This is a genomic window from Solwaraspora sp. WMMD791 (assembly GCF_029581195.1).
GTDB lineage: Bacteria > Actinomycetota > Actinomycetes > Mycobacteriales > Micromonosporaceae > Micromonospora_E.
Map to the genome: position 1 here is coordinate 236,671 of NZ_CP120737.1, position 14,736 is coordinate 251,406.

Annotated in this window: 9 protein-coding genes and 1 pseudogene; 6 read left to right on the plus strand and 4 right to left on the minus strand. The window is 71.2% G+C overall.

All coding sequences use genetic code 11. The annotated features are described in order from the left end of the window. The first annotated feature begins 245 nt into the window (after positions 1-245). Together O7623_RS01145 and O7623_RS01150 are read left to right on the plus strand one after the other, a co-directional pair. Positions 246-4,502 (plus strand): carbohydrate-binding protein, encoded by a 4,257-nt coding sequence (locus O7623_RS01145; RefSeq protein ID WP_282226702.1) that lies wholly within the window; start codon positions 246-248, stop codon positions 4,500-4,502. 216 nt (positions 4,503-4,718) lie between these two features. Next, positions 4,719-5,549, plus strand: a complete 831-nt coding sequence (locus O7623_RS01150) for an MBL fold metallo-hydrolase (protein WP_282226703.1) — start codon at positions 4,719-4,721, stop codon at positions 5,547-5,549. On the opposite strand, the gene O7623_RS01155 is transcribed toward O7623_RS01150, so the two are convergent. Next, on the minus strand, positions 5,488-7,416 hold the full coding sequence (locus tag O7623_RS01155) for a BTAD domain-containing putative transcriptional regulator (protein ID WP_282226704.1): 1,929 nt from the start codon (positions 7,414-7,416) through the stop codon (positions 5,488-5,490). The two genes, O7623_RS01150 and O7623_RS01155, sit on opposite strands and share 62 nt — an antisense overlap. A gap of 136 nt (positions 7,417-7,552) precedes the next feature. On the opposite strand from O7623_RS01155, the gene O7623_RS01160 reads away from it, so the two are divergent. From O7623_RS01160 to O7623_RS01170, 3 genes are read left to right on the plus strand one after another with little or no spacing between them, the layout of a single operon-like run. Next, positions 7,553-8,431 (plus strand): alpha/beta hydrolase, encoded by an 879-nt coding sequence (locus tag O7623_RS01160; protein ID WP_282226705.1) that lies wholly within the window; start codon positions 7,553-7,555, stop codon positions 8,429-8,431. 52 nt (positions 8,432-8,483) lie between these two features. Then, positions 8,484-8,750: a hypothetical protein gene (locus tag O7623_RS01165; protein WP_282226706.1), complete on the plus strand. Its 267-nt coding sequence runs from the start codon at positions 8,484-8,486 to the stop codon at positions 8,748-8,750. After that, positions 8,747-9,139 (plus strand): PIN domain-containing protein, encoded by a 393-nt coding sequence (locus O7623_RS01170; RefSeq protein WP_348775120.1) that lies wholly within the window; start codon positions 8,747-8,749, stop codon positions 9,137-9,139. The genes O7623_RS01165 and O7623_RS01170 overlap by 4 nt, the downstream gene beginning before the upstream one ends. 114 nt (positions 9,140-9,253) lie before the next feature. Here O7623_RS01170 and O7623_RS01175 read toward each other — a convergent pair. Next, a pseudogene (locus tag O7623_RS01175) lies at positions 9,254-10,591 on the minus strand (cellulose binding domain-containing protein). Positions 10,592-11,028: 437 nt separating this feature from the next. Between O7623_RS01175 and O7623_RS01180 the strand changes: the two are divergent. Continuing rightward, positions 11,029-11,577, plus strand: coding sequence for a type 1 glutamine amidotransferase domain-containing protein (locus tag O7623_RS01180; protein WP_282226708.1), 549 nt, complete (start codon positions 11,029-11,031; stop codon positions 11,575-11,577). 64 nt (positions 11,578-11,641) lie between these two features. Here the strand turns inward: O7623_RS01180 and aceB are convergent, their stop codons facing one another. Both aceB and aceA read right to left on the minus strand, forming a co-directional pair. After that, on the minus strand, positions 11,642-13,246 hold the full coding sequence (aceB, locus tag O7623_RS01185; protein WP_282226709.1) for a malate synthase A: 1,605 nt from the start codon (positions 13,244-13,246) through the stop codon (positions 11,642-11,644). Then, positions 13,243-14,544 carry an isocitrate lyase gene (gene aceA / locus O7623_RS01190; protein ID WP_282226710.1) on the minus strand — a complete coding sequence of 434 codons (1,302 nt, stop codon included), beginning with the start codon at positions 14,542-14,544 and terminating at the stop codon, positions 13,243-13,245. Before aceA ends, aceB begins: the two co-directional genes overlap by 4 nt. Between the last annotated feature and the right edge of the window lie 192 nt (positions 14,545-14,736).

The following is a 14,736-nucleotide window of genomic DNA, read 5'->3' on the forward strand; positions in this document are numbered from 1 at the left end:
ATGATCGGTCCTGTTCATTTGCGACCATCTTGGGTCGTTGAGTTCGGTGGCCGGTCCCGGACTATCGCCACGACGGGCCGTTTGGCCGGACCTGGGGTGCACCGGGCCGCGCGATGTGGTCGATTGTGGTCGTCAGCGATCGGATCTGAACTATTCCTGTCATTGACGCGCATCTTCGACCGATTTACTGTCGCGTGACCAACCGTGCACCTGACTGAAACACGTGGTCGGCAGAGGGGGCATCCATGAGGCGTAGACGTGTCACGACCGTCACCGCGGCCCTGCTCGCGTGCGGGATGGTCGCGCCATCGCAACTGATCCCCAGTACGCCGGCCGTCGCCGCCGCCGCAGCCGTCGAGATCACCGTGGACGCGAGTCTCATCGCCGCTGACAACGTCAACGGCCTGACCTTCAAAGGGTTCGGCGTACTGAGCGCGAACAGCACCAGCGCGGTGCTGATGGACTACAAGGCCCAGCACCCCGAGGTGTACGCGCGGCTGCTGCGGATCCTGTTCGGTGGCGACCGTCCGATCATGAGCCACGTCAAGATCGAGATGGGCAACGACCGGAACAACTCGACCGGCTCCGACCCGGCCACCATGCGCTGGGAGACCGAGCCGGCGAACGTGACCCGGCACCCCGGCTTCCAACTGGCCGCCGACGCCAGGAAGGTCAACCCCGACCTCAAGGTCAGCATCCTGCGGTGGAACGCGCCAGCCTGGGCGGACACCAACGCGAAGATCTACACCTGGTACAAGAACACCATCCTGGCGGCCCACCGCGAGTACGGCTTCATGGTCGACTACGTCAACCCCGGCGTGAACGAGCACGCCGCCGACCTGACCTGGACCAAGCAGTACGCCCACCAGGTGCGCACCGACACCACCGGCTACGTGAGCGACGATCCCGGGCTGGCCGGATTCCGCCCCGGCGAGGCGGAGCTCTACCGCCGGATTCAGCTCGTCATCTCCGACGAGGTCGGCGTCGGCACCTTCGGCGGCGCGATGGTCAGCGACGCCGAGCTGCGTGACGCGGTCGCGGTCGCCGGCTACCACTACAACACCGACGACGACGGGCAGCACAACTTCACCCGGCTCGCCGAGCAGTACGACAAGGAGATCTGGAACAGCGAGGCGCAGGCGACGTTCAGCAACTCGTCGTTCCGGCCGAACAACAACACGCCCGACCCGACCGTGCCGGGCACCGGCCTCGGCGGAACGGGCAGTGCGCTGGAGATGGCCAACACCATCGTCAAGGGCTTCGTCAAATCGCGGCGGACGCACTTCGTCTACCAACCCGCCATCGGCTCGTTCTTCGAGGGCGGCCAGTACTCCTTCAAGGAACTCGTCTCCGCCCGTGACCCGTGGTCGGGTTGGCTGCACTACGACGCCGGACTGGCCGTACTGCAGCACTTCACCAGCTTCGCCCGCACCGGCTGGGAGAACGACGCCAACACCGCCGGGATCTGGCGGGTCGTCCCGCAGGCCAGCGCCTCCACCGCCACCGGCACCAACCCGGTCGTCGGGCGCAACGGTCAGCCCAACTACCTGACAATGGCGGCACCGGACGGGTCGGACTTCTCGACGGTGATCGTCAACGACTCCGAGTACCCACGGACCTACGAGATCACGCCGGTCGGCTTCGACCTCGACGCCGACCCGACCCTCGCCGTCTGGCAGACCACGGCGGCCGGCGCGGGTGAGGCGTTCAATGCCCACCACAAACGGCACGTCGCCGACGTCGCGCCAGGTGCGGCCGGTGCCTACCCGATCAACGTCGCACCCTACTCGATCGTCACCGTCACCTCGCTCGACGTCACCGACGATCCGGAGTGGACGGCCCCGCTGCCGGTCGAGGGCGAGCGTACGGTGCTCGACGCCGACCCGGCACACGGCGTGCTGTGGGCCGACGACTTCGACTACGCCGGCAGGACCGTGCCGGTGATCGGTCCGGGCGGCCTCGTCACCGGTCAGACCGAGAGCTTCATCGACTCCCGGGGCGGCGACACGGGTGCCATCCCGCTCTACACCTGGGACCGCAACGGCGCATTCGAAACGGTCCGCACCAGCGACGGGAACCACGTGCTGCGCCAGCAGCTCGACCGGGCGGCGACCGGGGTCGGCGGTGCCTGGAACAACGCCGACCCCGTCACCGGCATCGGTGATCTGCGCTGGACCAACTACCAGGCGGGCGTCGACGTGCGGTTCGACCGGGGACCGGCGTCCGACAACTACGCGGCCGTCGGCGCCCGCTCGACCGGCGGCGGCAGCTCACACAGCCTGAGCGGTACGCCGTACGCGCTGCGGCTGGCCTCCGACGGCACCTGGCAGTTCCGCCGCGTCGGTACGACGATCTCCAGCGGGACCGTCGCCGGATTCGACGCCACCGCCTGGCACCGACTGGCGATCCGGGTCGCCGGTCACCAGATCACCGGCTTCGTCGACGGCGACCAGGTGTTCAGCTGGACCGACGCCACGCCGTACCTGTCAGGCCGGGTCGACCTCGCCAGCGGCTTCCACCACACCCGGTTCGACAACCTGACGATCGAGCGGGTGCCGGGCCACCTGCCGTACTACCGCGAACTCCTCGACAACCTGGAGATGACGGACCTGGCCGACCCGCCGGCCAGCATGCTCGACTACGGCGGAAGCTGGCGGCACGCCAACGGCGGCGGCATGTACGAGTACCAGCGTTCGTCGTCGACCAGCCAGGCGCCCGGTGCCACCCTCGCGTACACGTTCACCGGGTCCGGGCTCGACGTGACGGGACCCAACGACGGCAGCGCCCGGCTCGACGTCCGGGTCGACGGCGAACTCGTCGCGACGAACCTGGCGACCCGGCCGGCCACCAACTTCCAGCAGACCGTCGCCCTGCGCGGCCTGCCGTGGGGTCGGCACACCGTGACCATCGAGGTGATCGCGGGAAGGCTGGTGGTCGACGCCGTCGGTGTCCTCGGCGCGCCCCCCGCCGAGCCGGCGGCGACCGCGGCGGTCGGCCAGGCGTTGGCGGCCGCCTCGCGGATCGAGCGCACCGCCGACTTCACCGACCAGGACTGGGCGCTGCTGCAGACCACCATCGCGATGGCCGGTCGGGCGTTGGCCGACCCGGTGGGCTACCGCCTCGACGCCGAGGGCGCCGGGCAACTCGTCTCCCGGCTCCAGGCGGCCAGCTACCCGCTGGCCAACCGGGTGGCCGCACTTCCGCAGGTGTGGCGGGCGACGTACCTCGGCCAGGCGCCGGGTGACCTACCGGCGACGCTGCCCGCCAGGCTGACCGACGGCAGCACCAGGGACCTGGCGGTGACCTGGGATCTCGCCGGACTCGACGTCAGCCGGCCCTGGACGACGGTCGCGGTCCGGGGCAGCCACGGTGCCGCCACCACGACGGCCTGGGTCGAGGTCGTGCCGAGAGGGTTGCGCTACTTCGCCGACGTCAACGGCACCGCCGCCGGCACGCTGGGGTACGACTCGCCGGCCCACGCGGCCGTCGCCGAGCTGCTGGGTGACGACCTGCTCAACGCCGTACCCGATCAGGTGTTCGACGGCGGCGCGACCTGGGGCCTCGGGGCGCACAACGCCGCCGGCGTCCGCGACATCCAGTACAAGGGGATCGTCGCCGGCGACTACAGCAAGACCACCACCACCGGCGTGTTCACGGCCAACCAGGTGGGGGCGACCCTCAGCTACACCTTCGACCTGCCGGCGGGCCGCCACGCGATCGTCGCGGGCAGCCACTCCTGGTGGCCCGGCAACAGCCGCAGCTACGACGTCCTGTTGGACTACGACGGCAGCGCCCACCGGGTCGACTCGCAGGTCACCCTCGATTCCGCCACCCCGTCGCGGGTGTCGAGCTACGACATCGACCTGGCCGCCGATGGACCGGTGACGATCCGGCTGCGGGCGACCACCAACCAGTCGCCGATGCTGTCGTGGGCCGCCGCCGTCGAAGGTGTCCACTCCGTGTCGTACGACCTCAACGGCGGCATCGGGACGGTGCCCGAGACCCGCAGCGGACTACTGTGGTCCGACGCCGGCCTGGACGTGCCGGGGACCGGTCTGCACCGGCCGGCGTTCGCGTTCGCCGGCTGGAACACCGCGCCCGACGGCACTGGCACCGCGGTCACCCCCACGACCGCCGTCTCGGCGCTGGCGCAGAACGCGGCGACGCTCTATGCGCAGTGGGCGCCGGCCGTACCTGCCTGGGAGGCGTCGCAGGTCTACACCGAAGGCGACCTGGTGCACCACGCAGGCCGGGCCTACCAGGCCCAGTGGTGGACGAGGAACCAGACACCGGGCAGCGCGGCGTGGGGCGCCTGGGCCGAACTCGGCGCTCACCGGCACTGTGCCGGCGGGTTCCATCCGGAATGGACGTCGTCGTGGATCTACACCGGTGGCGAGACCGTCGTGCATGCGGGGCAGCTGTGGACCGCGCGGTGGTGGACCCGCAACCAGCAACCCGCCGCCTCTGCGGGGAGTCCCTGGACGCGGGTCGGCGGCTGCTGACGTCGCCCCGCCGCGCCGTCGACCCCCCGCTGCCCCGTCGCCACCCCGCTCCGCGCGTCGGTCCTGGCGGACCGGTACTGCGGCATAGCAGTATTCCTCTGAGGAATGAATATTCCTCAGAGGAATACTGCCCGGACCGGTATCCCGATGGTTCCGGTCGCGCGTAGTAATGGTTCCGACACCCAGCGCCGTCGGTCGACCCTTTGGAGAGGCACAGTGAAGGTTCACCACCTCAACTGCGGAACCATGCGACTGCCCGCCGCGCCGCTGGTGTGTCATGTGCTGCTCGTCGAGACCGACAACGGGCTGGTCCTCGTCGACACCGGCCACGGACTCGACGACATCTCCAGCCCGGGGCGCCGCATCGGGCCGGCGCGGTGGGTCGTACGGCCCGTACTCGACCCCGACGAGACGGCCGCGCGGCAGGTCGAGCGCCTCGGCCTACGGCGTGACGACGTACGGCACATCGTCGTCACCCACTTCGACGCCGACCACATCGGCGGCCTCTCCGATTTTCCGCACGCGACCGTGCACACCACCGCCGACGAGGTACTCGGGGCCCTGACCCCGCCGACCTCACGCGAGCGGCGTCGATTCCGGCCCGCCCAGTGGGCGTACGGTCCACGCATCGTCGAACACGGCGCGACGGGCGAGCCATGGCGGGGATTCGCCGCAGCGAAGCCCCTGGACGAGATCGCGCCCGGGATCGTCCTGATTCCCCTGCCCGGTCACACCCGGGGCCACGCCTGCGTCGCGGTCGACACGGGCGACCGCTGGCTGCTCCACGCCGGAGACGCCTTCTACCACCCGGGCAGCATCGACGGGCATGGCGGCGTGCCGTTCGCCCTGCGGGCGCTGGAGACCCTCATCGCGTACGACCGGGTGCGGGTGCGCGACAACCATGCCCGCCTCGCGGACCTGCGGTCCCGCGCGGACCCGGACCTGACGATCTTCTCCGCCCACGACCCGGTGGCGTTCGCGCAGCTCAGCGCCGGCGCAGCGCCGCGTCGAGGTGGTCGAGATGGTGGGCGACCGGGCCGACGGTGAGCATGCCGCTGCCGGCCCCGGCCAGCTCCCCGGCGGCCGGTGCGAGCGCGCTGCGGGCGCGGCGCATCACCGTACGGTCGCCGAGCGCGATCGCGGCCCGGGCGGTGAGGCACCACAGGGCCTCGAACAGCAGGTCGCGTGGCGGTTCCGGGGTCTGCCGCAGCGCGGTCGCGGCGTCGGCCGCACGCCCTGCGGCCAGCAGGACGAGCGGGCGCGCCCACGGCCCGTAAGGCCCCCGGTCGGTGTCGTCGTCGACACCGACCGGGTCGTCGCGCCAGACCCGCAGGCACAGCAACGCCAACGGGAGCAGGCCCCGCTCGACGCCGGGCATGCCGGCGGTGGCGAGCAGCGCCGCCGCGTCCCGGTAGGCGGCCTCGACGGTGGCCGCCGCCGACCCGGTCGCGGCCAGCCGCAGCGCCCGGTACCACCGGGTGAACACGCCGACGAGCGGACGGTCGTGCCGCTGCGCGAGCCGGTCCGCCGCGCAGGCGTGCGCGTCACCGGCGGCGAAATCCGCGAGTGCGCCACTGGCCTGCATCCGGACGAGGTGACCGAGGATCTCGTAGGACGCCAGACCGTGCCGGGCGCCGACCGCGACCAACTCGGCACCGATCCCGTCGCGCTCGGATGCCAGACCGGCCCGGTGGAAGGTCTGCATGAACACACCATTGAGCGCGAACGCCAGCAGGCCCGGGTCACCCAGTTGGCGGGCGATCCGTTCCGCCTCGCGGGCCGCCTGCGGCCCCCGGGATCCGCCCACGCCACGCGACTCCACCGCGACCGTGGCCAGCAGCCGGGCCCGGGTGGCGTCGGACAGGCCGGGACCGGCCGTGGCCAGGGCCCGTTCGGCCGCCGCGACGATCTGCGCCGCCTGCGCCGGGTCGTCCGACCGAGGCCAGATCGCCGGTACGTCGTACCCGCCGATCACCTGGCCGGTGAGCTCGGGATCGGCCAGCTGCTCAGCCACGACGATGGCCGTCATCCGCTGCCGTCGCGCCGCTTCGAGGCCGCCGGCCCCGGTCACGGCGAGACTGCGCAGCAGGCCGACCGTTGATTCCAGCCGGGACCCGGAGCTGACCGGCACCGCCCGGTCGTACGCCGCCGCAGCCTGGGCCCAGAGCCGGTGCGCTCCGGCTGTCCGCTCCTCGACCTGCCCGCTCTGGCGCAGCATGTCGGCCTCCAGCTGCCGCAGACGCGGGCCAGGATCGACGCCGAGCTGCTCCGACAGCAGGTCGCGGGCCCGGCGGAGGACCGCGAGCGCGTCGCCCTGGCGGCCCGCCCGGTACAGCGCCAGCGCCAGCAGCCGCCACGCCTCCTCCCGCCACGGATGCCCGGCCACGTGGGCGTCGAGATCCGGTACGGCCTCGGCGGCCCGCCCGAGCTCCAGCAGCGCTGCGGCCCGCTGCTCGACCGCGTCGAGCCGGAGCTGGTCGAGGCGGGACCGTTCGACCCGCGCCCACGGTTCGTCGAATCCGGCGTACGCGGGCCCGCGCCACCAGCCCAGCGCGCGGTCGAGCAGGTCGAGCGCCACGTGCGGAGCGGCCGTGGCCGCAGCCGCGACCGTGTCGCCGAACCGCCAGGCGTCGACGGAGTCCGGCGGCGGCCGCAGCGCGTACCCGGGGCCCTCGGTGACCAGCAGCCGGGCGGGCTGACGGGGTGGCCGGTGCGGCTCCAGGGCGCGCCGCAGCGCCGCCACGAAGGTACGCACCGCGCTCACCGTGCCCGCTGCGGGCTCCGGCCACAGGTCGTCGACGAGGCGGTCGACCGGCACGACCCGACCCCGGGCGACGACGAGCCGGGCCAGCACCGCCCGGTGCTTCGGCCCTTTCAGGTCGATCGGCGTGCCGACGTCGTCCCAGGCCGTCACCGGCCCCAGAACACCGAAACTGACCTGCACCGACCGGACCGCCCTTCTGCGCCTGCGGTCAACGTAGCGCGCTCATCGGTTGCTCATCGGCGGCCGGCACGCTGGCCTGGTCCACCGATGAGGAGAAGGGGCCGTCGTGACTGTTGTCATTCCTGAATTCGACTACCAGCGTGTCGCGGTCGCCGACGACGTGACACTGAACGTCGCGGTCGGCGGTACGGGCAGCCCGATCGTGCTGCTGCACGGTTTTCCGCAGACCCACGTGATGTGGCGGCACGTCGCCGTCGACCTGGCCGGCGACCACACCGTGATCGTGCCCGACCTGCGCGGCTACGGTGCCAGCGACAAGCCCGAGGCGGTCGACCGCGCCACGTACGCCAAGCGGACCATGGCCGCCGACGTCGTCGCGCTCGCCGGTGCACTCGGCCACGAACGGTTCGCCCTGGCCGGACACGATCGCGGTGCCCTGGTCGCCATCCGGGCCGGCCTGGACCACCCCACCCGGATCAGCCACCTCGCCTCGCTCGACGTGCTGCCGACCCTGGACATGTGGGACGTGCTGCACGGCTCCACCGCCGCGGTCGCGTTCCACCTGTACCTGATGGCCCAGCCGCCCGGCCTGCCCGAGGAGATGATCAGCGCCAGCGCGGACGCCTTCTTCGGCTACTTTCTCGACCTGTGGGTCCGCGACCCGCAGGCCATTGCCGCCGACGTACGGGCGGAGTACCTGCGGGCCTCGCGCGAGGCGGTCGCCTCGATCGTCGCCGACTACCGCGCCTCAGCCGACATCGACATCGAGCACGACCGGGTCGACCGGGCGGCCGGCAACCGACTGACCATGCCGGTCACCGTCGTGCAGCAGGACTGGGGTGCCGCACTGGGGTTCGACGCGGCGGCGCTGTGGCGTACCTGGGCCGACGACCTGACGCACCGCACCACCTCGGCGGGCCACTTCATGGCAGAGGAGGCACCGGACGAGATCATCATGGTGCTGCGCAGCATGCTCACCCGGTGACCAACAGTCCGCCGCCTCCCGACGGACTGCCATATCAAGGTAAGGTGTTTGTATGGCGATGAAGAAGGTGACGGTCACTCTGCCGGAGGAACTGGTGGAGGCGCTGGGGGCAGCTGCCCGGGAGGACGCTGTCCCGCTGTCGCGGTTGGTGGCAAGCGCGGCGGAACGCGAGCTTCGTCGCCGGGTGGGTCGTCGCCTGGTCGCCGACTGGCAGGCTGAGCATGGCGCCTTCAGCCCCGAGGAGCTTGCCGCAGCGCGGGCGGAAATGGCGAACGCCGACGCCCAGATGTTCGGCGTGTCCGGGACTGCGGCGGCGTGAGTTTCCCGTATGTCTACGACACCGGCGTGCTGCTCGCGGTGGAGCGCAACGACCGACGAATGTGGGCGATTCACCACTTGGCGCTGGAGGAGGGGCGGCGTGTGATCGTTCCCTCGGTCGTCGTGGCACAGGCCTGGCGCGACCCTCGGCGACAGGCCCAACTCGGCCGGTTCCTGCACAGCTGCGAGGTGGTCCAGCTGGGGTTCGAAACGGCGAAGTCCGCGGGCCAGCTGTGCGGTAGGGCACGCACCGCGGACATCGTCGATGCGACCGTGGTGACAGTCGCCCTTGCCTGCGGTGCAATCGTGTTCACCAGCGACCCGGACGATGTCACCGAGTTGGCAGCCGCGTCCGAGGTCAAGCCAGGGCTGGTCGTCCGCCGGGTCTGATCGGCTGACCACCTGGCGCGGACGTGACGTGGGTACGCCCGTACCGCTGGGGTCGGGCGGCGGCAGGGGGCCGCCGGCCCGGCCCGAGGACGGCCGGGCCGGGCCAGCGGTGCTTCAGCTCGCCGTGCAGGTGGGGGTCATGCCGGTTCCGCTGCCGTTGCCTTGGAAACCGAACTCGGTGACCTGGCCGGGGGTGAGCCGGCCGTTGTAGCTGACGTTGGTGAATCGGACGGCACCGGTGTTGCCACTGGCGGTGGCGTTCCAGGTGTTGGTGACGCTGGCGCCGCCGGGCAGGGTCATGGCGACGGTCCAGCCGTTGGTGCCGCCGGAGCCGGCGGTGACGCGGACGGTGGCGACGAAGCCGCCGGTCCAGGAGTTCAGGGAGACGGTGGCGGTGCAGCCGCCGTTGCCGGGCGGCGGCGTGGTCGGGCCGGGCGGGGGAGTCGTGGGCCCCGGCGGCGGGGTGGTCGGGCCGGGCGGGGGAGTGGTCGGCCCGGGCTGGCCGCCCTGGAACTGGGAGAAGAACTGCCAGATCTCGCGCTTGGTCCAGGTGTTGACGCCACTTTCGTTGTAGGTGCCGTCCACCGGGCCGGGCATGTGGCCGTTGTCGTACGCGGCCCACTGGACCGGGTACCCGGCGCGGCAGCCCGAGTAGGCGGTGGTGATGTGGGTCCGGCTGCCCTGCGCGGGTTCCCGTGGGCTCTGCTGGGCGCAGCCGTTGTTGCGCACGAACGTGTCCCGCAGCGAGCGGCCCATCGAGATGGGCAGGACGTTGTCGGTGATGCCGTGCAGGCCGAAGTAGGCTACGGGCTGGGTGCCGCCGCTGCAGCCGCTGATCAGCCCGCCGGAGATGACCGCGACCGCCCGGATCTGGTTCGGCCGGGCGCAGGCGAGCGCGTAGCTCATCCCGCCGCCCCAACTGAAGCCGAGAGAGAAGCGCTGCGTCGTGTCCACGCAGAGATCGCTCTCGATTCGCTAAACCATGTTGTCGAAGAAGATGACGTCCTCGCCGCCGTTGTTGGCCCAGCCGTTGCCGAGGCCCTGCGGTGCGACCAGGATGGCGCTGTTGTTCGACTGCTCCAGCTGACCGTAGTAGGACCAGGCGGCGCCACTGGTGCCGCCGGAGTCGATCTCGTTGGCGGTGCCGCCGCGCCAGTGGTACGCGAAGATCAGCCGGTACTGGCGGGTGTTGTCGTAGTTGGCGGGTAGCCGCAGGATGAAGCTACGGTTCGTGCCGTTGCTCTGGATCGTGTGGGTCCCGTTCCGCAGCGTCGGCGTACGGCCGCATCCGGCGCTCGCGGCGGCGATGCCGACGTCGGCGGCCGACACGGCGGATCCGGCGCTGGTGGTCTCTGCGCTGGCGGAACCGCCGACGAGTGTCATGCCGCCTGCGGTGATCGCGAGTACCGCCGCGAGCGCGACGGGCCCGGCGGTGGAACGAATTCTTGACATCGCAACTCCCTTGCCTGATCAGGCACGAATGGGTGGATGTGGATGACGACGTGGTGCGCTGGCCGTCGGTCGGCGGGCTGGCTGGCTGGTCGGCGAGCGGTGGTGGTCGCGCCGGCCCGAGGGCGGACAGCATCCCTACTCGACGCCCGGCAGGCCCTGGGGCGGACGCCCGGATCCGCAGGGTCTGGCAGATGGCTCGCCCGGTGAGCCATGGACCCGTTCCCGTCAGCCATCGATTGTGATCGATAACACTGGGTTCGTCAAGCTGGGTCGGGCCGGCTGCGGGCCGGGTCCGCCAGGGAAGTCGCTCGACCGCCCTGGAGCGCCGTGAGCGCTAACATCCGCAGCCCGGAGACGCCGGTCACGGTGGGTTTGGTCGGCCCGCCCTGGGGCAGATGAGTCGACTGGACACCCTACGCGAGTGAAAGGAGCCGAAAATGGCAACGACACTGCAGGGCAAGCGAGTCGCTTTCCTGGCCACCGACGGGGTCGAGGAGGTCGAGTACACCCAGCCGCGTGAGGCGGTCGAGGCGGCCGGCGCCGCAGTCGAACTCGTGTCGATAAAGTCGGGCGAGATCCAGGCCTTCAACCACCTGAACAAGTCGAAGACGTACCCGGTGGACGTCACTGCGGACAAGGCGGACCCGGAGTCCTACGACGCGCTGGTGCTGCCCGGCGGGGTGGCGAACCCGGACTTTCTCCGGGCCGACCCCGACGCGGTCGGCTTCGTCCGGGCGTTCTTCACCGCCGGCAAGCCGGTGGGCGCGATCTGTCACGGGCCGTGGACGATGATCGATGCCGAGGTGGTACGGGGACGCACCCTCACCTCCTGGCCGAGCCTGCGCACCGACCTGACCAACGCGGGGGCGACCTGGGTCGACGCCGAATGCCACGTGGACAACGGACTGGTCACCAGCCGTAAGCCCGACGACCTGCCGGCGTTCTGCGCCAAGCTCGTGGAGGAGATCGCCGAAGGCAGGCACTGAGTGGCGGGTACGGGCGCGCCGTTGAGCCCGTACCCGCCACTGCGCCCGCGGGTGCGTCGGACCGCTACGGGCGGTCCGACGCACCGACGGGGGACAGGTGCCGGGCGTACGCCTCGGTGGTGAAGAACGCCGGCAGGTCCTCGCCGAGCGCCGTCTCCTCGACGATCCGGGCCGCCGCCTCGGCCCGGTCGCGGTCCGGGCCGTCACGCCCGTCGACCAGGTCGGCCAGCTCCTCGGCCAGGATCGACCGGACCAGGTCGGTGGTGACGCAGCCGCCGTCGGCCAGCGGGGTGCCGTGCTGGCACCACTGCCACACCTGACAGCGGGCGATCTCGGCGGTCGCCGCGTCCTCCATCAGGTTCCACAGCGCCACCGCGCCGGCACCGCCCAGCCAGGCGTCGACGTACCGCAGCGCCACCGCGACGTTGGCGCGGACCCCGGCCGCGCTCACCTGGCCCGGGGTCTTGTCGACGGCGAGCAGGTCGGTCGCGGTCACCGCCACCTCGTCACGTAGCCGGTCGATCTGGTGCGGCCGGTCGCCGAGCACCGCGTCGAAGACCTCCCGGCAGGTCGGCACCAGACCTGGGTGGGCCACCCAGGAGCCGTCGAAGCCGTCGCCGGCTTCGCGCTGCTTGTCCGCCCGCACCTTGCCCAGCGCGGCCTCGTTGATCTGCGGGTCCCGGCTGGGAATGAAGGCGGCCATTCCGCCGATGGCGTGCGCGCCGCGCCGGTGGCAGGTCCGCACCAGCAGTTCGGTGTAGGCCCGCATGAACGGCACGGTCATGGTCACCTCGGCGCGGTCGGGCAGGACGAAGTCCGGCCACTGCCCGAAGTTCTTGATCACGCTGAAGATGTAGTCCCACCGGCCGGCGTTCAGCCCGGCGGAGTGTTCCCGCAGTTCGTAGAGGATCTCCTCCATCTCGAACGCGGCGGTGATCGTCTCGATCAGCGTGGTCGCCCGGATGGTGCCCTGCGGCAGGCCAAGGTAGCGCTGGGCGAAGACGAACACGTCGTTCCACAGCCGCGCCTCGCGGTGGCTCTCCAGCTTCGGCAGGTAGAAGTACGGGCCGGCACCGGCGTCGAGCTGCCGGCGGGCACAGTGGAAGAAGTACAGCCCGAAGTCGACCAGGCTGGCCGAGATCGGCCGACCGTCGACCGCGATGCCCTTCTCCACCAGGTGCCAGCCGCGCGGGCGGACCACGATCGTGGCCAGTTCCTCGCCGAGGGCGTACCGCTTGCCCCGGTCGTCGGTGAAGTCGATCCGCCGGTCCAGGGCGTCCATCAGGTTGAGCTGCCCGCCGATGACGTTGCGCCAGGTCGGGCTGGTGGCGTCCTCGAAGTCGGCCAGCCACACCTTCGCGCCCGAGTTCAACGCGTTGACGGTCATCTTCCGGTCGGTCGGCCCGGTGATCTCCACCCGCCGGTCGACCAGGCCGGGCGCGGCGGGCGCGACCCGCCAGGACTCGTCGGCGCGGATCTGTGCGGTCTCCGGGAGGAAGTCCGGCAACTGGCCGGAGGCGTACCGGGCCCGTCGGGCCCGCCGGGTGTCCAGCAGCGCCACCCGCCGGGCGGCGAACTCGCCGTCCAGGGCGACCAGGAACTCCAGCGCCTCGGCAGTGAGCACTTCGTCGAACCGGTCGGCCATCGGGCCGAGAATCTCGTACCTCACGCGAACTGCTCCTCTTCGGTCGAGCCGCGTAGCGCGGTGGTCTCCGCGGCCGGGTTGAGCACGGTGCTGATCAGGTCGAAGTAGCCGGTGCCGACCTCCCGTTGGTGCTTGACGGCGGTGTAGCCGGCCGGCTCGGCGGCGAACTCACGCTCCTGCAACGACACGTACGCGCTCATCCCGTCGCTGGCGTAGCCGCGCGCCAGGTCGAACATCGAGTAGTTCAGCGCGTGGAAGCCGGCCAGGGTGATGAACTGGAACTTGTACCCCATGTGGCCCAGTTCCCGCTGGAACTTGCCGATGGTGGCGTCGTCGAGGTGCTTGCGCCAGTTGAACGACGGCGAGCAGTTGTACGCCAGCAGCTGGTCCGGGTACTCGCTCTTGATCGCCTCGGCGAACCGGCGGGCGACCTCCAGGTCGGGGGTGCTGGTCTCCATCCACAGCAGGTCGGCGTGTGGCGCGTAGGCGAGCCCGCGGGCGATGCACGGCTCGATGCCGTTGCGCACCCGGTAGAAGCCTTCGGCGGTGCGCTCGCCGGTGACGAACGGCTGGTCCCGTTCGTCGATGTCGGTGGTCAGCAGGGTGGCGGCCTGGGCGTCGGTGCGGGCGATCACCACGCTCGGCACCCCGGCGACGTCGGCGGCGAGCCGGGCCGCCTCCAGGGTGCGGATGTGCGCCCCGGTCGGGATCAGCACCTTGCCGCCCAGGTGGCCGCACTTCTTCTCGGCGGCCAGCTGGTCCTCCCAGTGCACCCCGGCCGCGCCGGCGGCGATCATGGCGGTCATCAGCTCGTACGCGTTGAGCACGCCGCCGAAGCCGGCCTCGGCGTCGGCCACGATCGGGGCGAGCCAGTCGGTGGCCGGGCTGCCGGCGCCGGCCGGTCCGGCACCGCCCTCGCCGCTCTCGGCGGTGTCGATCTGGGCGGCCCGCAGCAGTGCGTTGTTGATCCGGCGGACCACCGCCGGCACCGAGTTCGCCGGGTAGAGGCTCTGGTCGGGGTAGGTGTGGCCGGCGAGGTTGGCGTCGGCCGCGACCTGCCAGCCGGAGAGGTAGATCGCCTTGAGCCCGGCCCGGACCATCTGCACCGCCTGGTTGCCGGTGAGCGCGCCGAGCGCGTGGACGTAGTCCTCGCTGTGCAGCAGTTGCCACAGCCGTCTGGCGCCGTGCCGCGCGAGGGTGTGTTCCTCGGTGATCGCGCCGCGCAGCCGCACCACGTCGGCGGGGCGGTAGCTGCGCCGCACGCCGTGCCAGCGCGGGTCGGTGTCCCATTCGTGCTGCAACTGATCGACTGCGTTCTGCATCGTCGTCTCCTTGTCCGGTGGCGTGTCGCCCACTGTGGCGCAGCCCCGGCGGTCGGGTCGAGACACGGAAGAAGCCAATTGTTGAAAAGTTCTCAGCCGATTTTGCCAACTTGCTAATTGTCCTGTTGGCAGCCGTGTTAATGCCGGTCCGCAGCGTGTTAACGTGTGCGAATAGTGTTCGGCGGCGACTCG

What these genes read in the sequence shown, in the direction of transcription:
- O7623_RS01180 (WP_282226708.1), top strand. Translation starts at nt 11,029, where the DNA reads ATGGCAACGACACTGCAGGGCAAGCGAGTCGCTTTCCTGGCCACCGAC.
- O7623_RS01145 (WP_282226702.1), top strand. Translation starts at nt 246, where the DNA reads ATGAGGCGTAGACGTGTCACGACCGTCACCGCGGCCCTGCTCGCGTGC.
- O7623_RS01165 (WP_282226706.1), top strand. Translation starts at nt 8,484, where the DNA reads ATGGCGATGAAGAAGGTGACGGTCACTCTGCCGGAGGAACTGGTGGAG.
- aceA (WP_282226710.1), bottom strand. Translation starts at nt 14,544, where the DNA reads ATGCAGAACGCAGTCGATCAGTTGCAGCACGAATGGGACACCGACCCG.